This window comes from Roseateles sp. P5_E4 (assembly GCF_054049255.1).
This window is the reverse complement of record NZ_JBFUMS010000007.1, coordinates 241066-262517: the sequence shown is the minus strand read 5'-3', so window position 1 is coordinate 262517 and position 21452 is coordinate 241066. Positions and strand designations below refer to the sequence as shown.

The following is a 21452-nucleotide window of genomic DNA, read 5'->3' as shown; positions in this document are numbered from 1 at the left end:
CCCAAAGTGGTGGAACTGAAATTCGTCTGGAGACCCTCCATGACCGCCAACACCCGGCCCGGCGCCATCACCGCCCTGCTCTTTGCCACCTCCACCTGGGGCAGCCTGTTCCTGATCGGCAAGACCGTCGTCGCCCAGCTCGACCCCGTCTGGTTCACCTTCTCCCGCTACACGCTGGCCACCGCGGTGCTGGCCTTGCTGGTGCACTTCGCCGGCAGCCACCCCTGGGCCAAGCTGCGCCGCCACGCGCTGCGCCACAGCCTCGTCGGCCTGGCCGGCTATGGCGTGTTCAGCATCATGGTGTTCCATGGCCTGCGCCTGTCGCTGCCCTCGCACGGCTCCGTCATCATGGCCACCATGCCCTTCACGACGATGGCGCTGCGCTGGGCGCTGGACGGCCAACGCCCGCCGCTGCGCGCCATCCTCGGCGCCGCACTCGCGCTCACGGGTGTGGCCACCGTGGCCAACTTGCTCGGCCAGGCCAGCGAGATCAATGCCCGCATGCTGCTGGGCGACGCCATCACGCTGGCCGGCACGCTGGGCTGGGTGCTCTACACCCGCGCCATGGCCAAGGTGCCCGACCACAGCCCGCTGGAGTACACCGCGCTGACGGCCATCGCCGCGCTGCCGGGGCTGGCGTTGGTGGCGCTGCTCGCCACGCTGCTGGGCTGGGCCCAGGCGCCGTCGGCCGAGCTGCTGCTGAGCCTGAGCCCGAAGCTCGTCTACATCGCCCTGGTGCCCACCGTGGCTGCCGTGCTGGCCTTCAACGCCGGCGTGAAGAAGCTCGGCGCGCCGCTGGGGACGCTGTTCCTGAACATGGTGCCGGTGTCGGTCATCGCCGTGCACGCCGTGATGGGCGAGGCGCCGCATGCCAACGAGATCGCCGGCGCGGCGCTGGTGGGCCTCGGCCTGGCGCTGACGGTGTGGGCGCCCAAGGCCGCCGCGGTGCCGGCGCCGCGCGTGGCCCTGGGCAACGCGGCGCCTTGCACACGTTGAAGCCCGCGCTCACCACGCTGTCATGCAGGCGGCCTAGCCTCGGCCCATGCCACCGCTGACCGCTCTCCTGCCCTGGGCCTGGGCCCTGCTCGCCCTGCTTGCCTTGCCGGCCGCCCTCATCGGCCTGCAGGGCAAGCTGCTGTTCGGCCGCACCTGGGTCATCCGCCGCACCGACCCCGGCCCCGCTGCCGCGCGCCGGCGCAGCGAGGCCGTCTGGCTGGCGCGCCCGGGCGGCGTGCAGTTGCAGGGCTGGCTGACAGTGCCGGTGGATGCCCCGCCCCCGCGCCGCCTGCTGCTGTGGTTTGGCGGTCGCAACGAAAACGTCGCCTGGACGCCCGACCTTGCCGGCTGGCTGCCCGACGACTGCGCGCTGCTGGCCTTCAACTACCGCAGCCTGGGCGAGAGCGGCGGCTGGCCGTCCGAGGCCGCCTGCGTGGCCGACGCCGAAGCCGCCGCGGCCTGGGGGCTGGCGCGGCTGGGGCTGCCGCCGGGCGCCCTGCACCTGGCTGGCCGCAGCCTAGGCACCGGCGTGGCCATGCAGCTCGCGGCGCGCCAGGCCGCGGCCGGCCGCCCGGTGGCCAGCGTCGCGCTGATCACGCCGCTGAAGAGCCTGCGCGCGGTGCTGCGGCGCAACCTGCTGCTCGCGCCGTTGACGCCCTGGCTGCGCTCGCCGCTGGACAGCGTCGCCGCCGCCGGCGCGCTGAACTGCGAGGTGCTGGTGCTGCTGGCCGAGCAGGACCGCCAGGTGCCGCACGCGCATTCACACACCCTCGTGCGCGCCCTGCAGCGCGCCGGCTCGGCCGTGACCGTGCACCAGCTCGCCGGCACCAACCACCGCAGCCTGGCGCGCACGCCCGCGGCGATGCGGCAGCTGGGCGGGTGGTTGCTGGAAGAATCGGCCGCACGATGAAGAAAACCCTGAACGCCCTCGCGGTGGCCGCCGCCGTGGCCACCGCGCCGGCCCTGGCTGCCGACACCCAGTTCGCCGTCCTCGTGCTGGCCATGCCCACCAAGTACCACTACGAGTACATCCCGGTGGCGCGCGAGAGCTTCGAGAAGCTGGCCAGGCTGCACGCCTTCGAGCTGACCTGGACGGCCCAGCCCGGCGCCTTCGAGGGCGACTTGAGCAAGTATGCGGCGGTCGTGCTGCTCAACAGCTCGGGCGAGGAATTCAACGAGGCTCAGCGCGCCGGCTTCGAGCGCTACATGAAGGCCGGCGGCAACGCCGTCGTCGTGCACCGCGCCATCATCAGCAAGCCGGGCCTGTGGCCCTGGTACGAAAAGCTCGTCGGCCGCTCCTTCGTCATCCACCCCATGCTGCAGACGGCCGTCGTCACCAAGGCCGATGCCAACCACCCCGCCACCTTCGGCCTGCCGGACCGCTGGATCTGGTCAGACGAGTGGTACGAGTTCAGCAACCCGCATGGCGTGAATGTGAACCCTGTGCTGGCCGTGGACGAGCGCAGCTACGACCCCACCAAGATCTGGCCCGGCCAAGTCGCCAAGGGCATGGGCGCCGACCACCCGGTGAGCTGGTGGCAGGCCTACGAAAAGGGCCGCGTTTTCGTCACGGCGCTGGGCCACAACCAGGCCATGTACCGCGACGAGCGCTACCTGGACCACCTCTGGGGTGGCATCTGGTGGGCCGCCACCGGACGCTGACGACCCGGGTTCGGCCTATTTCGAGAACCAGCCGGAGATGCGCTGCTTGATGCGCAGGAAGAAGCCGGCGCGCTCCACATCGGCCAGCGCGACGACCGGCACCTCGCCCAGCGTCTTGCCATTGGCCACCGCGACCGCCTTGCCGATCACCGCCCCCTTGGCAATCGGCGCCTCCAGGCCCGGGTTCAGCGTCAGCTCGGTCTTGACCGCGGCGGCCTGGCCCTTGGGCACCACCAGCGTCCACGGCTTGGCCAAGCCCGCCGCCACCTCGGGGGCCACGCCGTACACCACCTTGGCGTTGGCCAGCGCAGCGCCCGCCTGGGCCGGCGTGGCTTCCTCGAAATTGGCGTAGCCCCAGTTGAACAACACGCGGGTCTGGTCGGCGCGGGCCTGCTTGCTGTTCGCGTTCATGATGACCGAGATCAGGCGCATGCCATTGCGCTTGGACGAGGCGGTCAGGCAATAGCCGGCGTCCTCCGTGTGCCCGGTCTTGAGCCCGTCGACGGTCGAGTCGGTGTACAGCAGTGCATTGCGGTTGCCCTGCTTGATCTTGTTGTACGTGAACTCGCGCTCGGCGTAGATCGGGTAGTACTCGGCGCTGTTGCGGATGATGGCTGCGGCCAGCACGGCGAGGTCCTTCGCCGAGGCCTTGTTGTTGGGGTCGGGCAGGCCCGCGGAGTTCGCAAAGTGCGTCTTCGTCATGCCGAGCTTGGCGGCTTCGGCATTCATCAGGGTGACGAAACCGGCCTCCGAGCCGCCGACGTGTTCGGCCAGCGCCTTGGAGGCGTCGTTGCCGCTGGCGATGACCACGCCGCGCAGCATGTCCATCAAGGAGGCCTTCTCGTTGAGCGGCACGAACATGCAGCTGTCGCCGTCCTTGCCGCCGCGGCACCAGGCGCTCTCGCTCATGGTGACCATCTCGTCGGGCTTGAGCTTGCCGTTCTTCAGGCCCTGCTCGACCAGATAGCTGGTCATCATCTTGGTGAGCGACGCCGGCGGCAGCGGCTCGTCCGGGTTGGACGACGCGAGCAGATGGCCCGTGTTGAAGTCCATCAGCACCCACGCCTTGTTCTCGAGCACCGGCACCGACTGCCCGCTCGCGTCGGTCGTCATCGCCTGCTCGGCGGGGGCGGCAGCCTTCTTCGACTTCTTGGCCGCCGCGTGGGGCTTGGCATGCGATGCGGCGCTGGCGAGGCCGACGGAGCCGATCAGGATCGCGCTGGCAAGAACGCAGGGGAGCAGGTGGGAAATGCGCGGTGTGCGGGTCATGGAGAGATGCTTGCTGGAGAAGCCAATAGGTAGTTCGGTAGCTCGCGATCAATTTTCTGATCACTGAGATGGACGGTTCGTTGTGCTGGCGCGAAGCGCACCCCAGGTGTCCGATGGACCGGCCCGGGGCGGCGAAATCGCGCTCGGGATGTCATCGGCACGGGATCGCGCCAGGCGATTCGGGGGCCAATTGTGTCCCCTCGGATGCCCACAACGGCCCTGGCGATGGGGATCTCACGAATCTCTACAACTGCGCTGGCTTCCAATACTCACCGCCATGAGCGCGTCCCGCGGGCAAACTGCACCGCAACAAACCTGAGCACGGGCGACCGAGCCCGCCCAACGCATGCAGCGCCGCCCGTTGATCCTGTCGCCCTTGTTGACCCTGCTGACGCCGCTCAGCCGGGCCGCGCCCTCGCCGAACGTGCTGCCGCTCTGGCCCGAGGGCGTGCCCGCCGCCGTGCGGGTGGATGCCCCCGCCACACGAGGGGATCTCGGCCCCGAGCGCGTCGACGCCAATGGCAGCATCGGCAACGTGTCGGTGCCTACGCTCACCGTGGTGCCGCCCGCCGTGGACCGCCCCAACGCCACGGCCGTGATCCTGTGCCCGGGAGGCGGCTACAGCTATCTGTCGGCCAACCGCGAGGGCCAGCAGTACGCCGCCTGGCTGAGCACGCTGGGCATCACCACCTTCATCCTGAAAAGCCGGCTGCAGGAGTGGGGCCACCCCGCGCCGCTGCAGGACGTGCTGCGCGCCATCCGCCTGGTGCGCTCGCGCGCGGCCGAGTTCGGCGTGGACCCCAAGCGCATCGGCGTGATGGGCAGCTCCGCCGGCGGCCACCTGGCGGCCAGCGCCAGCACGCTGTTCGACCACCCCGACGGCCGCACCGGCGCCGCGCTGGACAACAGCGTCAGCGCCCGTCCCGACTTCGCCGTCCTCGTCTACCCCGTCATCACGATGACCGACCCCGCCGCCCACGCCGGCTCGCGCCGCGCGCTGCTCGGTGCCGAGCCTGGCCCCGCACTGCTGGCACTGACCTCCCTGGAGCAGCAGGTCACGGCCGCCACCCCGCCCACGGTGCTGCTGCACACGCAGGGCGACAAGACCGTGCCGGTGCAGAACAGCATCCTGTACTACCAGGCCCTCACCCGCGCCGGCGTGCCGGCCGAGCTGTACGTGTTCGAGCAGGGCGGGCATGGGATCGGGATGCGGGATGGGCTGGGCACGGCGTCGGGTTGGCCAAGGCGGGTGGAGGACTGGCTAAGGCAGCGGGGGTTGTTGGGCGCGGTGGCGCGGTGATGCGCGTCGCGCGCCGCCGACCAATCAACCGAGCACCGCGAGCAACTCCGCCACAACGGCGAAATCACCTTCTCCAGCTTGCTCGATCACGATGGAGCGATATTCCAGGCGATCACTGTCCGGGCGCAACTCGATGCGCTGGTGAAGCCACCCGTCACCGTCCGCGGCCTTCTTGTCGCTGAAGTAGCGCTTGATGGTGTACCGGCCGCCCAGGTCGGGATCATCGATCGCGTGATGTCGAACGACGACCACCTTGCCTTGTCGCGTACCCATCGGTGACTCGCGGAACAGGCACCATGCGCCGTTTGGAATTTGGCGGTTCATGGATTCGCCGATGACCTGGGCGACGAACATGCCTTCGCTCACGTGGAAGTGCTCAGGTAGCTCTGCCCAGTCCGAGTCGTTGCCATCACGCGTCTCTTCGAATCGGCCGGCCGCAAACTTCAGGTCAATCAGCGGCACGGCGAATCGCGACTTCCTTGCTTCGCTCGGAGTCAGCCGTCGGAATGGCAGGACTTCGGCGATTGCCTCGGGCTCTTCGATTCGTGCACGCAGCCGGCTTCTGATGTGGGCCGCAAGTTCCGCATCGGTGCAGTAGACGTAGCAGCCCTTCATCCCACGCGTGAGGAGTGTCCGGTACGTGTTCTTGATGATGGCTTCGGCTTGCTCCTGCGCTTCCTGCTTGTCCAATTTGCCGAGTCCGCGCAGCGACTGGTCGTGGCGCGCTCGCGCCTTCGGAACTGTGCGAATCGACCCGCCATTGGCCGCCAGATCAGGGCCGACGATGACGCCCACATAGTCCAGCTCCAGGCCCTGGCACGTGTGGATGCAGCCGACTTCCGACACGGATTCCGGAGCAACGATCCAGAGACTGCCGTCCTTGGTGAGATTCCAGCGACGCCGGTAGCCATATTCCGGCATCTCGATGTCGTAGGCAGCGGGGTTCTTCTTGCTCTCCCACTCCCAGCAGTAGCCCGCCACCACCCTGGCGCGGCCTGACACGGCGTTACGCTGCTCGATCAGCCGATGAAGTTCGGCCGGTGAATCGACGACGCGGAAATCGAATTCGTCCGTGTCTAGCTGCTCGTTCGCAGTTGGCCGAAGCTGCAGCGTGTTGTCGAGCCAGCTGAGATAGCCGTCTGACCCGTTGCAGCGGAACTGCGAACTTAGCTTCAGCTCCGTGACCTGGGCTCCCAGCTTGTGCGCCCAATCACGCAGAGCCGCGACGCGTCCGATGTCCTTCAACGTCACGATTTGATCGTCGTCCGCGAAGAAGACAGCGCAGCGCGATGACTGAATCAACTCCTTGATCTGGTTCTCGCCGAGGTTGCCATACAAGCCGGAAAACTGATTCAGCCGATGCGCCTCGTCGACGACCAGAACGTCAAAGGTCTCGCCAGCCGTTTCGGTGAATGCCCCGCTGCCGGAAAAGAAGTTGCTGATCTCCGATTTGCGAAACGTTCCTACCAGCTTCGATTCATAGACTGCCCGAGGCGCTGCGTTCTTCGACACGTACCGCACGTTCAACCGCTCGCCCGTCAGCTTTGCCAGCAAGTTGATGGCGACAACGGACTTCCCGGTTCCAGGCCCGCCCTGAATCAGCACGACCTGCTTGCGCCCACCCTCCTTTGTCGCATCGAGTGCTCGGCGCGCCGCAACCTCATAGACCAGCTTCTGGTCGTCAATCAAGACGAACTCCGGTTGGCCCTTCAGCAGCCCCAGGACCGCATCAGCTAGAGGCCGCGATGGTCTGATTCGCCCCTCCTCCAATTGATACAGGAGGGCCCCATCGTCACCATGACGAACATGCTTGACGATGAAATCCTTAAGGCGCCGTTGCTCGGTCGGCCCCTTCAGAAACAAGGGCGCCCGGGAGAGGTGCTCCTCGTAAAAGGGGTGGTTGATCTCGCCGTCGTCTGGGTGGTTGTGCAGGTAGGCGCAAGGCCTGAGTTCGGCGTCCGACTCGTACACCGCTTCGTTGAAGCCCTTCAGCAGCGCCGCATACGTCCACGCCTGATATGACGGGTGCGGGCCCTCGGCCTCGATGGACTGACCGCCGCGATGCGCGGCGACGATGCCATCCATATCCGTTCGCCGAGAAGAAGACCACCGCTTCAATTCGACGATCACGGCGGCGGCCCGCGCGTGGTCATCACGGCCTGTGATGATGAAGTCCACGCGCTTCATCGACTGCGGAATCCGGTACTCGACTGCGATGCCGCAGTCGGCGGGAATCTGCGGCTCGTCCAGCACGAAGGCCATGTGCAGCAGCGACTCCTTCCACGCCCCGATGTCGCCCGGTGGCGGACGCGAGCCTGTGCGGACACGGTATGCCTCGCTGATGACGTCCTCGATGTCACCGCCCTTCGCGTCTTGGAGAAATCGCTGCTTGGTTGCTTGGTAGACCAGCATGGATTCAGCGTTCGTCCAATTTCTTGGCGCTGCCGAACGCCAGCTCCACGGGGTACTTACGCGCGTTGAGTACCAACTTTTGCTGCGCAGCCTCGATCAGAGGTACATGCAGTCGGTCCGCTAACTGGATGAGGTAGAGCAGGACGTCGGCAAGCTCTTGTTCCACCTTCGCGCGGGTCTCTGCGTCCAGCGAGCGGCTCTGCTCTTCAGTCAACCACTGGAACGGTTCCAGAAGCTCTGCAGCCTCCACAGCCAATGCCATTGCGAGATTCTTCGGCGCGTGGAACTGCTCCCAGTTGCGGTCTTTCGCAAACTGGCGCAGTTGTGTCTTCAGGTCATCCAATGAGTCCGACATACGCAAGTCCTAAAGCAGGCTAGCTTTGAAGGAGTGAGGGTCCAGCAGGCAGTGGTTTTCGATCTGCCCTTCCAGCTCGAACAATCGGGGTTCAACGCGAAAGTCGAAGACTCTGTACAGCCGAAAGCGATCGCTCTCGCTGCGTGCAAATTCGACCTCATTAGACGATACGAAGAAGGGCGTTCGTTTGCCGAACGAGGTTGTCTTGACCTCAATGAATCGCTCCGCCCCGTCGGAGGCGAAGGACAGCACGTCGTACCCAAGGCCGTCGCCACGCGTCTTCGCGACGTGCTCGACGCGTTCGGCCAGTTGCCCCACACCCAGTTGGGCCAACCGCCAGCGCTCGAATCGAACCACGAAGTCCTCGCCGGCGCGGCCCAGTGAGCGATTGGCGGCTTCCTGCTCCAGGTAGTCACGGCGAAAAGCTCGCCGCAGGTACGCGCGGCTCGGCTCCCGAACTTCAAGACTCCTTTCGGGCGGAGCCTCCGCCACCGTGGCGAAGTCGTCCCGCTCTAACTCGATAGCTTCGCGGCGAGCAGCCTCCATCGCCACCATATCCAGGCGCTCATGTCGAACGACTTGCGCCTCGATTTCCCGCAGCAGTGCATCTCGCTGGAAGTTTGCTCGGGGCTGATAGCCTTTGATGTAGGGCAGGCCCAACTCCAACATGGCTGCGCTGATGTTGGCGTGCTTGAACTCGACAGCCGACTCGGAACGGCCATTGAGCTTTCCCAGCAGGACGCGGCGATGGGCGTTCTTGTTGACGGACTGTCCACTCAGCTCGGCCAGCAGCATGGAGAGGTAGTCGGCCACGATAGCGGCCACTTCTGTGGGAGACCAATCGGTGCCCGCCGCCAGCGGCTCGGCGGGTTGATGGAGAACCGCAAAACCGAGTCGCTCCAGCGCTCTTTGGACCGTGAACGCCCCGCCGGAAAAATCCTTGGCGCCGAGGCCGCCGCTGCCGGGATGCTGATAGGCCAGTGCGACGCCGACGATAGCTTTGGAATCCGCCAAACCTTGCGTGCGCGGATTGCGCACCAAGTAGCTGCTGGCTTCGCCAAAGCCGTGTTTGCGAAGAAAGACCTCTTTGCCCAGCTGCTCGTATTCATCGAGCGCGGCCTGGACGGCCGCTGGACTCGTCAAGTCAGATAGTCGAAGCGACACGATGCACGATGCCAGTTGCGCGCAAGTGGGGGAATGAACACCGCACCGTACGGCGTGGTCCGACATCTCGCACCGTAGCCGGTGTCCTTGTAGTCACTTTCGGCCAATTCATAACATCAAGGTTCTATGACTGAAATCATGTTCGGCATCCGCTTTCCGGACAGCCACTCCTCGTAAGAAGGCATCTCCTTCCACGCCTCCTCAGGGGTGAACTTGTGGATCGGGACCTGCGCCAGGATGGCTTCATAGTCGGCAAGCGCCGATTTGTCATCGGTGCGGAATGCGTAGCGAATTTTTGCTGGCGCTGACTCGAATCCATGGATGTCAGGGACAAAGAGAACTCTGGACTCCCCTGAGTCCGCGAAGGACACATCACGGATCTCGCTTCCATCTGTCCACACGGCGTGCCGCTCACCTTCGATATAGAGCGGCTCGTTGTACCAAATGCGGTAGCCGCAGAGCATTGCACCACCGTGCTCCGCAACGAACCTGCCGACATTCATGTCGCAGCAACTTTGCCGAGCCCATGGTTCGGGCCGGCAATCCAAAAAGATTGGGACTTTGTCGCTTAAGGTTTTGGTGAACTCAGCGACCTGATCGTTGACGGTTGTGGGTGTCGTCAAGCCTACGAATAGGCGCTCGGCCTTTTGTTGAATTTGCAACATTCGATCGAATGATGCCGGCATTGCTCGCTGGGCGAAATCGGGCCTAGCCTTCGCTCGAGCAATCCGCTCTTCTCTCGTACCTCGTCTCTTGGCTTCTCCCATACAGCTCCCTTATCGTTGGATGGTTGCGTTACGACTCTCCGAAGCCATGTACGTTGGTACATAGCGAATCAAATCTATAGCGGACAGCATTCAAGCCTTAGAGGCCGACGGTTTGTTATCCCGGTTCGCGTCGATGAGGATGATGTCCGGGCTGTCAGTCAGCTTGAGGTCCTGAAGAATCCCTACGACCCTGCCGTACTCAGACTCCGTGAAAAACAAGATGACCTTCAACGACCGCGACGTGTTGCTCGCCTGCTCGTAAATGTCGACCTGTTTGCGCAAGTTACGTTCAAGGCTGGTGTTACTCGCCAGCTTGAACTCGACGAGGCTGGCGTTCTCCTTGCCTTTCGAAATCTTGAAATCCACTGGACCTCGGCCGTTGTTCACCTCGGCGTTTGCATCGAAGGCTGTGGCGCACCATGTCAGGCGGAACATCGTCTGGAGGTCGCTTTCACGCTTCACGGCCTTGCCATCAATGTAGAAAACTCGGTAACCGTCGTTGTCCTCGATGACGTGCTTCAAGTACAGAACGCGACGTCGGGCTTCATCCAGGGCAACCGCGTGGGCGTCACCGGACGCCGCCGGATCAGCGGTACCGGCGGGTGGAAGCGCCTCGCGAAGCTGAGTCAATAGCAGGGAAAGCTGGCGGACGTTCTCAACAAATTGGACCTCGGTCGCCTTGACCTTGAGGTCACTCTGCGTGTGAGCTTCCGGCGCATCCTCTTCCTTTAGCTTGATGTAGATGTCCAGCAACTCAGGATTAGCCGCAATGGTCCTGAGTGCCGCCTCCTTGCGCTCTTTGTTAGTGCTCTGCTCGTTGATTTGTCGCAAAAAGTGGTCGTTGACACGCTCCCGCATGTGGTCGTCATCGACCGCCACTTGAATCTGAGTGAACTGCGACAGCATGTCCGCTTGGTTAATCCAAGCCGCCTCGCGCGTGAGAATGTCCTTCGGCGTTAGCAGCACGAAGTCGTTGTCAAAAAAGGGCAAATCAAAGTAGCCGTTCGTCCACCTGCGCGTGTGGTAGTCGAAAGCAACCTTGTCGATGCGAAACCGTCGGACGTGCTCAGCGCGAAGATGCTGGCGAGCAAACGCCTGGGTGTACTCAAGGAGAAATCCCTTGATGAGATTGGTAGTGAAGTCGCTGAGGTGGTCTCGGCCGACGCCGTTGCTCAGCAGCCCTAACTTCTCGAGATGGCTACTCGCGGTCCTGGTCTCGCCGCCGAAATCCCGGAAGACGGTTCTGAGGTTTTGCGCCAGAGACTGGGCGAAGTTGATGCCTAGGCCGGTGCCGCCGTTGCCGACCTGACTGAACCCCAGCCAGTTCTGCTTGACCTCCCGGAACAGCAGCCACTGGGTGACATCGCCACGGCTTAACTCGCCTTCAAGAGTCCGTTCTTTGAGGAACACAAGGTACTGAATAATGCTGTCGTGCAGGGCCTTGTACTTGTCGTCCTCGCTGTCGAAAAGCAGGAACGGGTCTACGAACAAGGGCAGGTCGTTGACAAGGGCCACGTTAAAGGCACCGTAGTCATCGACGATGGCCTCGTCGACCTCGAAGACGTCAGAGAAGTAAATTGGAACTAGGGCTTCCTCGAAGCCATCGACCGAATCCGTCGCCATGTCCGCTCCCTGCAGATGCGCTTTTATCCCCCTAGTGTGCAGGGCGCCGTGAGTAAGTGCAAAGTGGGCGCCATGGGCAAAGGTCCATTCGCTGCGATGGCAGGTTAGCTATGGTCGTCCATCGTCTTCAGGGGGCCGGCAGCGGCCGCGATAGAAAAAGGTGCTGCAGGTTCTGTACCAACCTCGTCCTTCAGTTTTCTTTGTTTCGACAAAGACTCCGTTCGACTTTTGGTGCACTTGCGGCGTATCACCCGCCCAAATGCAACAAGGCCCGGTCACCCGGGCCTTGCATTAACGACGACAAGCGCCTTTCAGCCACTTGGCATAGCTCTGTGTCACCCGACAGCGTCCAACGTCAGACGTCGATATTCCCAGCGCGCAGCGCGTTGGTCTCAATGAAGTCCCTCCGTGGCTCCACCTCGTCGCCCATCAACATCGTGAAGACCTTGTCCGCCTCGATGGCGTCGTCGATCTGCACGCGCAGCAGGCGGCGCACGGTGGGGTCCATGGTCGTTTCCCAGAGCTGCTCGGGGTTCATCTCGCCCTGGCCCTTGTAGCGCTGGCGGCCGACGGCCCCCTCGGCTTGCTGCATGAGCCAGGCCATGGCGGCGCGGAAGTCTTCGACTTTGCTTTCCTTGTCCTTGTCATCGCTGGCTCGCGGGAGGCGCATCGCGGCGACAGCCGCGGAGCCCGCCGCGCGCGGCGCCACAATCCGCCGCATGATTTCACGACCCGTTCCCGATGAACGCGGCGGCAAACCGTTGCCACGCGCCGCAGTGCCCTGGCTGACCGGCCTGCCCGGCGCCGGCAAGTCCACGATCGCACAGGCGGCGCGTCTCGTCGTGAGACGGGCATGAAGCGCGCCGTGTCGAGCGATCCGCTGCACGGGCTGAAGCCTGCCGACGTGCAGCAGCTGGCCCGCGCCACGCAGGCGCTACAGGCGGGCGACCGCATGTACGCGGGGGTGCTGCTGCTCGATCTGGCGCGCAGCGCGCCGGATCACCCGGAGGTCTTGCGCCTGCGCGCGGTCTGCCGCGCCGGCGACGACGACTGGGAAGGCGCGACGCAGGACCTCGCGCGCGCGCTCGCGCAGCGGCCCGGGGACTTCGACCTCCGCTCACAGCTCGCGGCCGCGCAGGAGCACGCGCACGACCACGCTGCGGTGGTCGCGACGCTGCGCGAAGGCGAGGCACACGCGACGACATCGGCCGACTGGCTGGGGCTGTCGTTCGAGCACGACAACGCCGGCGAGCCGGCGGCGGCATACGACGCCGTGCAGCGCGCCGTCGCGCTGGACCCGGCGGCGCCGCTCGCCCGGCTGCAACGCGCACGCTGCGCCACGGCGCTCGGCCATGGCGATGTCGCGGCCGCGGATTGCCGGCACCTGATCGCGCGCGGCGAGCTGGTCGCGCACGCGTGGTTCACGCTGGCCGACCTGAAGGTCGTGCCGATGACCGCCGACGAGCTGGCGCAGCTCGAGGCGAAGGCCGCCGCGCCGCCGACGACGATGCCGGCGGAGGAACGGCTGTTCCTGCGCTTCGCCCTCGGCCACGGGCTGGAGAACGCGGGCCGGCACGCCGACGCGTTCCGGGTCCTGTGCGCGGCGAACGATGCGGCACGCGCGTCGCGGCCGTGGGACACCGCGGCGTTCGCGCGCCACGTCGACGCGATCCGCGCCGCGTTCGCCGGCGCGCCGCCGCCGCCGCAGGACGGGCCGGGGCGCGAGGTCATCTTCCTCGTCGGGCTGCCGCGGTCGGGGACGACGCTTGTCGAGCAGATCCTCGCGAGCCACTCGCAGGTCGAAGGCGCGAGCGAGCTGCCGTACCTGCCGCAGCTGCTCGACGCCGAATCTCGCCGGCGCGGCAAGCCGTTCCCGGCCTGGGCCGCCGATGCCAGCGACGCTGACTGGCGGCGGCTCGGCGACGCCTACTTGCGGGCGAGCGCGCGCTGGCGCACCGGCAAGCCAATCGCCACCGACAAGCTGCCCGAGAACTGGCTCTATGCCGGCGCCGTGATGCGCATGCTGCCCGGGGCTCGCATCATCGACTGCCGCCGCGACCCGGTGGAGACCGCGTGGTCCTGCTACAAGCAGCTCTTCGGGCCGGGCATGGTGCACTTCACTTACAGCTTCGACGGGCTCGCGGCGTACTGGCGCGCCTACGAAGCGCTCGCCCGCTTCTGGGCCGAGCGGTACCCGGGACGCTTCGTCGTGCAACGGTACGAGGACCTCGTCGCCGACCCGGACGCCGGCATCCACGCGCTGCTCGCCGCCTGCGGCCTCGACTTCGAGCCGGCCTGCCTGCGCTTCCACGAGACGGCGCGCGCGATCCGCACGCCGAGCGCGCTGCAGGTGCGCCAGCCGATGCGCGCCGCGTCGACGCCGGGGCAGCGCTACGGCCCGCTGCTCGACCCGCTGCGCGATCGTTTCGCCGCGACAGGGGAGTGATCGGCGATGCGTGAGGCCAAGTTCGGGTCCAACTGACGCACCCGTCCCAGGGCTTCGCCAAGGATCAGGAACTGGCGCTCGACGGCAGAGCGCAGCAGCTCATCACCCACGTAGTCATCAAGAGACTTGCCGGCTGTGAATCGCAGCGCACGCGCGGCGGCTTCCTTGGCATTCCAGATGTACTTGCGCAGGTCAGGCGCCATATACCGGCTGCCGCTCTGCGCTCACCCGTTGCTTGAAGTACGGGTTGCGGATCGCACGCTCCACCACCAAGTCGACCGGCCGGGCGAACAGCCGTTCCAGGCCGCGCTTCAGTTCGAAGAACGCCTCGGCATAACGCACGGGCGGGAGGTCTTCGAACACGACGAGGAAGTCGAGATCGCTGGACCTGGCGTCGAAGTCCTCCCGGACCGCTGCCCCGAACAGGTCCAGCCGCCGCGCATGGGCTTGCTTGCAAAGCTCCGCAATGGCTTCGCTCCGCTCGGTGACAAGGGCCGGGACTTGCATGAGCGGATTCAAGCCGTTGCGCGGGGCCGCGTCAACGTCAAACGTCGATGTTGCCAGCGCGCAAGGCGTTGGTTTCGATGAAGTCGCGCCGCGGCTCCACCTCGTCGCCCATCAGCATCGTGAAGACCTTGTCCGCCTCGATGGCGTCGTCGATCTGCACGCGCAGCAGGCGGCGCACGGTGGGGTCCATGGTCGTTTCCCAGAGCTGTTCGGGGTTCATCTCGCCCAGGCCCTTGTAGCGCTGGCGGCCGACGGCGCTTTCAGCCTGCAGCATGAGCCAGGCCATCGCGGCGCGGAAGTCGTCGACCTTGCTTTCCTTGGCCTTCTCGCCCTCGCCCTTGCGCACGATGGCGCCGGCCTGGATGAGGCCTTGGAAGCTGAGGCCCGCGTCGGCCAGCACTTCGTAGTCGGCGCCGTGCACGAAGTCGGCGTGGATGACGCTGGCGCGCACGTTGCCGTGGTGGGTGCGGGCGATCTTCAGGAAGAACTTGTCGGTGCGCGGGTCGGTCTCCACCGTCACCAGCGCGTCGTGCAGCAGGCCCTTGAGGCTGGCGGCGCTGGCGTCGGCGTCCTCGTGGGTGTCAAGCTTGAGAGCCAGGCCGTTGGCCAGCACGTGCAGGGCTTCAATGTCCATCCAGTTGGACAGGCGCGCGATGACGGACTGCGCGGCCACGTATTTGCGGGCCAGCGTGTCGAGGGTGTCGCCCTTGAGCGTGTTGCCGGTGCCGGTGTCCAGGCTCGCATCCTGCAGCGCGACCTTGAGCAGGAAGCTGTCGAGCTCGGGCGCGTCCTTCAGGTACTGCTCGTGCTTGCCGACCTTGACCTTGTACAGCGGCGGCTGCGCGATGTAGATGTGGCCGCGCTCGCAGAGCTCGGGCATCTGGCGGTAGAAGAAGGTCAGCAGCAGGGTGCGGATGTGGGCGCCGTCCACGTCCGCGTCGGTCATGATGATGATGCGGTGGTAGCGGAGCTTGTCGGGGTTGAAGTCATCACCCCCCGCGCCGCGGCCGATGCCGGTGCCCAGGGCCGTGATCAGCGTCAGGATTTCATTGCTGGTCAGCAGCTTCTCGTAGCGAGCCTTCTCGACGTTCAGGATCTTGCCGCGCAGCGGCAGGATGGCCTGGAACTTGCGGTCGCGGCCCTGCTTGGCGGAGCCGCCGGCGGAGTCGCCCTCGACGATGTAGATCTCGCACAGCGCCGGGTCTTTTTCCTGGCAGTCGGCCAGCTTGCCGGGCAGGCCCAGGCCGTCGAGCACGCCCTTGCGGCGCGTCATCTCGCGGGCCTTGCGGGCGGCCTCGCGGGCGCGGGCGGCGTCGAGGATCTTGCCGCAGATGATCTTGGCGTCGGTGGGGTTCTCGAGCAGATAGTCGGTCAGCAGGCGGGAGACGATGTCTTCCACCGGGCCGCGCACTTCCGAGCTGACGAGCTTGTCTTTCGTCTGCGAGCTGAACTTGGGCTCGGGCACCTTGACGGACACGACGCACGCGAGGCCTTCGCGCATGTCGTCACCGGCGACTTCGACCTTGGCCTTCTTGGCCAGCTCGTTGTCGTCGATGTATTTGTTGATGACGCGGGTCATCGCGGCGCGCAGGCCGGTCAAGTGGGTGCCGCCGTCGCGCTGCGGGATGTTGTTGGTGAAGCAGAGGACGTTCTCGTTGAAGCCGTCGTTCCACTGCATCGCCACTTCGACGCCGATGTTGGTCTGCTGGTCGCTCATCTTGTCGCCCTGGGCGTGGAAGATGTTCGGGTGCAGGGTGGTCTTGCCCTTGTTGATGAACTCGACAAAGCCCTTCACGCCGCCGGCGTAGGCGAAGTTGTCTTCCTTGTTGTTGCGCTCGTCGACGAGGCGGATCTTGACGCCGTTGTTCAGGAACGAGAGCTCGCGCAGGCGCTTGGCGAGGATGTCGTAGTGGTAGTCGTTGTTCTCTTTGAAGATCTCGGTGTCGGGCAGGAAGTGGACTTCCGTGCCGCGTTTGTCGGTCTCGCCGATGACCTTCATCGGGCTGGTTTCGAAGCCGTTGACCATGACGATCTCGCGGTCCTGCGGGATGCCCTTGGCGAACTCCATGAAGTGCACCTTGCCGTTCTGGCGCACGGTCAGGCGCAGGAACTTGGACAGGCCGTTGACGCAGGACACGCCCACGCCGTGCAGGCCGCCCGAGACCTTGTAGCTGTTCTGGTTGAACTTGCCGCCGGCGTGCAGCTCGGTCAGCGCGATCTCGGCGGCCGAGCGCTTGGGCTCGTGCTTGTCATCCATCTTGACGCCGGTGGGGATGCCGCGGCCGTTGTCGATGACGGAGATGGAGTTGTCGGTGTGGATGGTGACGACGATGTCGTCGCAGTGGCCGGCCAGGGCCTCGTCGATGGAGTTGTCCACCACTTCAAACACGAGGTGGTGCAGGCCGGTGCCGTCGGAGGTGTCGCCGATGTACATGCCGGGGCGCTTGCGCACGGCTTCCAGGCCTTCCAGGATCTGGATGGAATCGGCGTCGTACACCGCGCCCGATTTGGCCTCGGCCGCGGCGGCCGCCTGCTGGTTGGCGTTCAGGCCATCGGGGTGGTCGGCACTGCTGGAAACATCACTCATTGGAAGGTACTCAAGGCCGCAAGCGGCCGCTACTGCTGTCTGGCTAGAACCCCCGCTTGGCGGGGGCAGGGGGTGCGCCACATTCAGGCACACGTGCCTATGAGGATCGCTAGATCCTCATAGGCATGACCACGTACTTGAATCCCGTCGTGTCGGGGATGGTCAGCAGCGCGCTGCTGGCGCTGTCGTTCAGGTCGATGCAGACCATGTCCTGGCTCATGTTGGCCAGGGCGTCCATCAGGTAGGTGACGTTGAAGCCGGTTTCGATCTTGTCGCCGGCGTAGTCGATCTCGATCTCTTCCTTGGCTTCTTCCTGCTCGGCGTTGCTGGACGCGATGGACAGCAGGCCCGGCTCGAAGGTCAGGCGCACGGCCTTGAACTTCTCGCTGGTCAGGATGGCGGCGCGCTGCAGGCTGGACAGCAGCGGCGCGCGGCCCAGCGTCAGGCGGAACTTGTGGCTCTTGGGGATGACGCGGTTGTAGTCGGGGAACTTGCCCTCGACCAGCTTGGTGACGAACTCCATGCCGCTGAAAGAGAACTTGGCCTGGTTGCCGGCAAAGCGCATCTCGATGGCGTCATCTTCCTTGCCGTCCTTCAAGAGGCGCTGCAGTTCCAGCACGGTCTTGCGGGGCAGGATGACTTCCTGCTTGGGGATGTCGGTGTCCAGCTCGGCCTGGGCCAGGGCCAGGCGGTGGCCGTCGGTGGCCACCAGCGTCAGGTTCTTGCCTTCGGCGACGAACAGGATGCCGTTGAGGTAGTAGCGGATGTCGTGCACCGCCATGGCGAAGTGGACCTGGTTGATCAGCCCCTTGAGCGCCTTTTGCGGCACGCTGAAGGCGGGGCCGAAGTCGGCGGCTTCCTGCACGAGGGGGAAGTCGTCGGCCGGCAGGGTCTGCAGCGTGAAGCGGCTTTTGCCGCCCTGCAGGGTCATCTTGTTCTGGTTGCTGGTCAGGCTGACGACCTGGTCGGCCGGCATGGAGCGCAGGATGTCGATCAGCTTGCGGGCGCCGACGGTGGTTTGCAGGTTGCCGGTGTCGCCGTCGAACTGGACCGTGGTGCGCACCTGGATCTCGAGGTCGCTGGTCGTGAGCTCCACCTGGTTGCCGGTCTTGCGGATCAGCACATTGGCCAGGATGGGCAGCGTGTGGCGCCGCTCGACGATGCCGGACACCGCTTGCAGCGCGCCGAGCACCTGATCCTGGGGAGCTTTCAAAACGATCATGGAGGCCTCTTGGGGGATCTCTGGGGGGCAGTTTCGGCGCGCCCAAGCACAACGCGCGCGCGAAGCTGCGATTGTCGCCCGGAAACGGTGCCCGGCCGGCCGAGAGGGCTGTCTCGGAGGCTACGGGACAACCCGGAGGCGGAGTCGCCCGGCTGAGCAGCGCGGGCTGACTCGGAACTAAATTGCGTGAGTTGGCGGCCGAACCTGCCTTTTCTTGGAGAAATTCCCGTGCAGGCTGGCCGTACGGGCCAAGCGGTAGCGCCGCTGGGTCGCGCGACCGCCACGAACGCACTTGCAGGCGCCTTGGTCTTTCAGCAACGACCGTGCAGCGTCTCATGCGCGCAAAGCCCGAAACGGGCTTTGCGCAGGTCAAGGCCCCGTGCCGACGTTCATCAATGCCTTGGGGCTCCAGCTGAGCGAAAGCAGACTGGCGGTCTCCAGCTTCTCTCCGGTGATGGTCCGCTGCTTGCCGAGTCGCAGGTTGAGCCACACATCCGGCATCAATCGGGTATCGATACCCACCGCATATTTGAAGGCCCGCTGGCTCTCGGTCACCTTCTCCCGCCGGGCATTGCTCAACTCGGCGAACAACCTCGACTCGTCGCTGCCTCCTGTCACGCGAACAAGTGCAAGCTGGGTACGGCGCCGTTCCGGAGCGGCATTTGCCAATGTCGCGAGCACAGGTTCATTGCGTGTATGGCGATAGCCCAGAGTCAGCGCGAGGCCTTGGTCAAACCAGCCGACGGCGGGGTTGAAGCCCAGCGTCAAGTTGGCCGTCAGGGCGGTGCCCATAGAGAGTTCAGGGGCGCTGCCGTCGCTGCGACGTATCCAACCTCGTGCAACCGACAAAGAAGCGAGCGAGCGGTTCCATCGCAAGTTAGCTATCGCTTTTTTCGTGCAATCCGCGAACCGGGCCTTCGATTCGGCAGGATCGACCTCAGCCGGTTTGGCGGCGGCACCTGCCGGGCCGGGCGTCACGGCCGTTGGCGCAGCTGGCTTCGGCTTGCTCGAATCGAAGACCTTGCACGATTCCGCCGCTTCAGCCACAGCCAGCACCGGATCGTCACTCGCACGCAGAAACCAAGTGGTCTGCACAGACAGCGCCCGGCGGTCATAGTCCACTGCCGACACTTGGCTCTGCCCCTGGGCATATCCCACCGTGGTTGACCCCAGGATGCGGGCCACGGTCGCGTTAAGGCTGCCGTACCCGGCGTAGGTGCTGAGGTTCATCGGCGCGAACGACGTACGTGCCGGGGTGATGCCAAGGGCCAGCGCGCCTTTGCTACCTCCGACGTTGAGCCCCTTAAGCGATGCCACGAGACCTTTGACGTTTTCCACAGTAGCAACGGAGTCGCCTGCAATGCCCAGCATGCCCGCTGCGGCCACTGCGCCGGCACCAGTGTCTTCGGTGAGGCTGGCCCATGTCGCACCGCCTTTGCTGAAGATCTCCTGCTGTGCCGTTTCAGCCTGCGCTACAGCGACCGAAAGCAGCAGGCCGGGCAGCACCATGAAGCGCGCGGAGGGGTTCATGCGACCTCCAGGATAAATTGGTCCTTGAACGCCTTGGTGTCGTCCTTTGCCGCTGTGGTGTTCACGTCACCGCCGTCGGCATAGGTGTCTTGGCCCGCCACGGCGAACGTGAAGCCGTACTTACCGTTGAGAGACTCCTGCACGAAGCACTGGAAGACGCACGTGTAGCTGCCTTTGGGCAGTTTCAGAGCGACGCTCTCACTCGGACGCTTGGCCTTGCTGAAAGGCTGGGTCGCGACCAGCGTCCAGTCGTTGGCGCCAGGCTGCCAGATGTCGAGCTGGGCCAGAACGATGGTGCCGCCTGAGCGACTGAATTCGAATTCGACGGGAGATGCGGACTGTCTAAGCATGGGGGCCTCCATCAGTGGGTGGCGGCCATGCTGCGTTCAGCCCCTGAGGACGTCATCCTCAGATCTGTGGTGCGCGCCGGAACTTAGTGGATGCGGGCGCCTGGGCGCGAAGCGCCAATCAGTACAAATCCCGTGCCGCCGACCGGACCTCATGCAGCAGCTGGCGCGCCCCCGGGGACATCAGGTGCCCCTCGCGGGTGATGATGCCGAAGGCGTCCATGTGACAGGGCAGGTCGATGGGCAGGATGGCCAGCACGTTCAGCGACGCGTAATAGCGCGCCACCTCCACGGGCATCACGTGCAAGGAGTCGGTCTGCTGCAGCAGCGCCGTGATGAGCAACAGGGCCGTGGTGTCGACGTTGTTGGCCGGCGGCTCCAGCTCGGCGCGGCGGAACATCAGCTCCCAGCGGTGGCGCAGCACGCTGCCCGTGGGCGGCAGGATCCAGGGCTGGTCGGCCAGATGGGCGAGCTTGAGGTTGTCTTCCTTCAGCAGCGGGTGGCCCACGCGCGCCACGGCGCAGGCGGGCTCGACCGTCAGCTCCTCATAGTGCAGGCCGGCGGCGTTTTGCTCTTCGACGATGCGGCCGATCATGAAGTCCAGCTTGCCCCGCTGCAGCATGTCCACCAGCTGCTTGCTGCTCTCCATGTGCACGCCGATACGCAGCTTGGGCGCCTGCAGCTTGATTCGCGAGATGGCGCGGGGCAGCAGGCCCATGGCCGGCGTCATGATGACGCCCACCTCGACCTGCCCGGCCAGGCCGTTCTTCAGCGACACGATGTCGTCGTGGGCGGCGGACAGCGACGTCAGCGCCATGCGGGCGTGGCGGATCATGGTCTCGCCATAGAGCGTGGGCTCCATGCCGCGCGGGTGGCGCTCGAAGAGCTTCACGTCCAGCATGTCCTCCAGGTCCTTGAGCTGCTTGGACGCGGCCGGCTGGGTCATGCAGAGGACCTCGGCGGCGCGGTGGATGTTGCGCTCATCGTCGAGCGCAATCAGCAGCAGCAGCTGGCGCGTCTTCAGGCGCGCACGCAGGAACCAGTTGGGGTTGGGGCTGGCGTCGGTCAGGCCGCCGCTGTCATCGTCATCTTGGCGGGCCATGTCAGTCGTCCATTCCACGTTCGCGGCGGCTGTAGTGCATTGCGTCGGGCCGAGCGCCGGGCCGCTCCCTAGCCGGCCCGATCTGGCGATGTGCTTGCCGGTCAATCCGGCAAGCATCGCCGTCCCCGCGGGGGACCGGCCAAGGTACGCCTTGGGCGAGGGG

At 65.4% G+C, this 21452-nt stretch carries 19 protein-coding genes and 1 pseudogene; 6 read left to right on the top strand and 14 right to left on the bottom strand.

Annotated elements, in window-relative coordinates; all coding sequences use genetic code 11:
- Positions 1–39: 39 nt before the first annotated feature.
- Genes ACXJLH_RS15820 through ACXJLH_RS15810 form a run of 3 tightly spaced genes read left to right on the top strand, consistent with a single transcriptional unit; the run spans position 40 to position 2658 of the window.
- Positions 40–996 (top strand): DMT family transporter, encoded by a 957-nt coding sequence (locus ACXJLH_RS15820; protein WP_457445122.1) that lies wholly within the window; start codon positions 40–42, stop codon positions 994–996.
- 46 nt (positions 997–1042) lie between these two features.
- Positions 1043–1906, top strand: coding sequence for an alpha/beta hydrolase (locus ACXJLH_RS15815; protein WP_457445120.1), 864 nt, complete (start codon positions 1043–1045; stop codon positions 1904–1906).
- Entirely contained in the window at positions 1903–2658 is a 756-nt protein-coding gene (locus ACXJLH_RS15810) for a ThuA domain-containing protein (protein ID WP_457445118.1), read from the top strand. Before ACXJLH_RS15815 ends, ACXJLH_RS15810 begins: the two co-directional genes overlap by 4 nt.
- A gap of 15 nt (positions 2659–2673) precedes the next feature.
- Here the strand turns inward: ACXJLH_RS15810 and ACXJLH_RS15805 are convergent, their stop codons facing one another.
- Complete coding sequence (locus ACXJLH_RS15805; protein WP_457445117.1) at positions 2674–3927, bottom strand: D-alanyl-D-alanine carboxypeptidase family protein; 1254 nt, start codon at positions 3925–3927, stop codon at positions 2674–2676.
- 346 nt (positions 3928–4273) lie between these two features.
- On the opposite strand from ACXJLH_RS15805, the gene ACXJLH_RS15800 reads away from it, so the two are divergent.
- Entirely contained in the window at positions 4274–5227 is a 954-nt protein-coding gene (locus tag ACXJLH_RS15800) for an alpha/beta hydrolase (RefSeq protein ID WP_457445115.1), read from the top strand.
- A 24-nt stretch (positions 5228–5251) separates the two neighbouring features.
- On the opposite strand, the gene ACXJLH_RS15795 is transcribed toward ACXJLH_RS15800, so the two are convergent.
- The 6 genes and pseudogenes from ACXJLH_RS15795 to gyrB (ACXJLH_RS15770) all read right to left on the bottom strand — a co-directional run.
- On the bottom strand, positions 5252–7639 hold the full coding sequence (locus ACXJLH_RS15795) for a DNA/RNA helicase domain-containing protein (RefSeq protein ID WP_457445113.1): 2388 nt from the start codon (positions 7637–7639) through the stop codon (positions 5252–5254).
- Positions 7640–7643: 4 nt separating this feature from the next.
- Positions 7644–7994, bottom strand: coding sequence for a nucleotide pyrophosphohydrolase (locus ACXJLH_RS15790; RefSeq protein ID WP_457445111.1), 351 nt, complete (start codon positions 7992–7994; stop codon positions 7644–7646).
- A 9-nt stretch (positions 7995–8003) separates the two neighbouring features.
- Complete coding sequence (locus tag ACXJLH_RS15785) at positions 8004–9137, bottom strand: DUF3883 domain-containing protein (RefSeq protein ID WP_457445109.1); 1134 nt, start codon at positions 9135–9137, stop codon at positions 8004–8006.
- A gap of 137 nt (positions 9138–9274) precedes the next feature.
- A complete protein-coding gene (locus tag ACXJLH_RS15780) occupies positions 9275–9925 on the bottom strand; it encodes a hypothetical protein (RefSeq protein ID WP_457445107.1) in 651 nt (216 codons plus the stop codon).
- Between the two features lie 90 nt (positions 9926–10015).
- Positions 10016–11548: a hypothetical protein gene (locus tag ACXJLH_RS15775; RefSeq protein WP_457445106.1), complete on the bottom strand. Its 1533-nt coding sequence runs from the start codon at positions 11546–11548 to the stop codon at positions 10016–10018.
- A 355-nt stretch (positions 11549–11903) separates the two neighbouring features.
- Positions 11904–12191: pseudogene (gene gyrB, locus ACXJLH_RS15770) on the bottom strand (DNA gyrase subunit B); the annotation flags it as partial.
- 76 nt (positions 12192–12267) lie between these two features.
- Between gyrB (ACXJLH_RS15770) and ACXJLH_RS15765 the strand changes: the two are divergent.
- Together ACXJLH_RS15765 and ACXJLH_RS15760 are read left to right on the top strand one after the other, a co-directional pair.
- A complete protein-coding gene (locus ACXJLH_RS15765; RefSeq protein WP_457445104.1) occupies positions 12268–12405 on the top strand; it encodes a hypothetical protein in 138 nt (45 codons plus the stop codon).
- The gene (locus tag ACXJLH_RS15760; protein ID WP_457445103.1) at positions 12402–13994 is read left to right on the top strand and encodes a tetratricopeptide repeat-containing sulfotransferase family protein; all 1593 of its coding nucleotides are present in this window, start codon (positions 12402–12404) and stop codon (positions 13992–13994) included. Before ACXJLH_RS15765 ends, ACXJLH_RS15760 begins: the two co-directional genes overlap by 4 nt.
- Here ACXJLH_RS15760 and ACXJLH_RS15755 read toward each other — a convergent pair.
- The 7 genes from ACXJLH_RS15755 to ACXJLH_RS15725 form a co-directional block, all read right to left on the bottom strand.
- Positions 13940–14197: a HepT-like ribonuclease domain-containing protein gene (locus tag ACXJLH_RS15755; protein WP_457445101.1), complete on the bottom strand. Its 258-nt coding sequence runs from the start codon at positions 14195–14197 to the stop codon at positions 13940–13942. The genes ACXJLH_RS15760 and ACXJLH_RS15755 overlap by 55 nt on opposite strands.
- Entirely contained in the window at positions 14187–14501 is a 315-nt protein-coding gene (locus ACXJLH_RS15750; protein ID WP_457445099.1) for a nucleotidyltransferase family protein, read from the bottom strand. The genes ACXJLH_RS15755 and ACXJLH_RS15750 overlap by 11 nt, the downstream gene beginning before the upstream one ends.
- A gap of 37 nt (positions 14502–14538) precedes the next feature.
- A complete protein-coding gene (gyrB, locus tag ACXJLH_RS15745; RefSeq protein WP_457353512.1) occupies positions 14539–17088 on the bottom strand; it encodes a DNA topoisomerase (ATP-hydrolyzing) subunit B in 2550 nt (849 codons plus the stop codon).
- A gap of 109 nt (positions 17089–17197) precedes the next feature.
- Positions 17198–18310 carry a DNA polymerase III subunit beta gene (gene dnaN, locus ACXJLH_RS15740; protein ID WP_457445097.1) on the bottom strand — a complete coding sequence of 371 codons (1113 nt, stop codon included), beginning with the start codon at positions 18308–18310 and terminating at the stop codon, positions 17198–17200.
- A gap of 369 nt (positions 18311–18679) precedes the next feature.
- On the bottom strand, positions 18680–19840 hold the full coding sequence (locus tag ACXJLH_RS15735) for a hypothetical protein (RefSeq protein WP_457445095.1): 1161 nt from the start codon (positions 19838–19840) through the stop codon (positions 18680–18682).
- On the bottom strand, positions 19837–20190 hold the full coding sequence (locus tag ACXJLH_RS15730; RefSeq protein WP_457353508.1) for a hypothetical protein: 354 nt from the start codon (positions 20188–20190) through the stop codon (positions 19837–19839). Before ACXJLH_RS15730 ends, ACXJLH_RS15735 begins: the two co-directional genes overlap by 4 nt.
- A gap of 118 nt (positions 20191–20308) precedes the next feature.
- A complete protein-coding gene (locus ACXJLH_RS15725; protein WP_457353506.1) occupies positions 20309–21289 on the bottom strand; it encodes a LysR family transcriptional regulator in 981 nt (326 codons plus the stop codon).
- Positions 21290–21452: the final 163 nt, after the last annotated feature.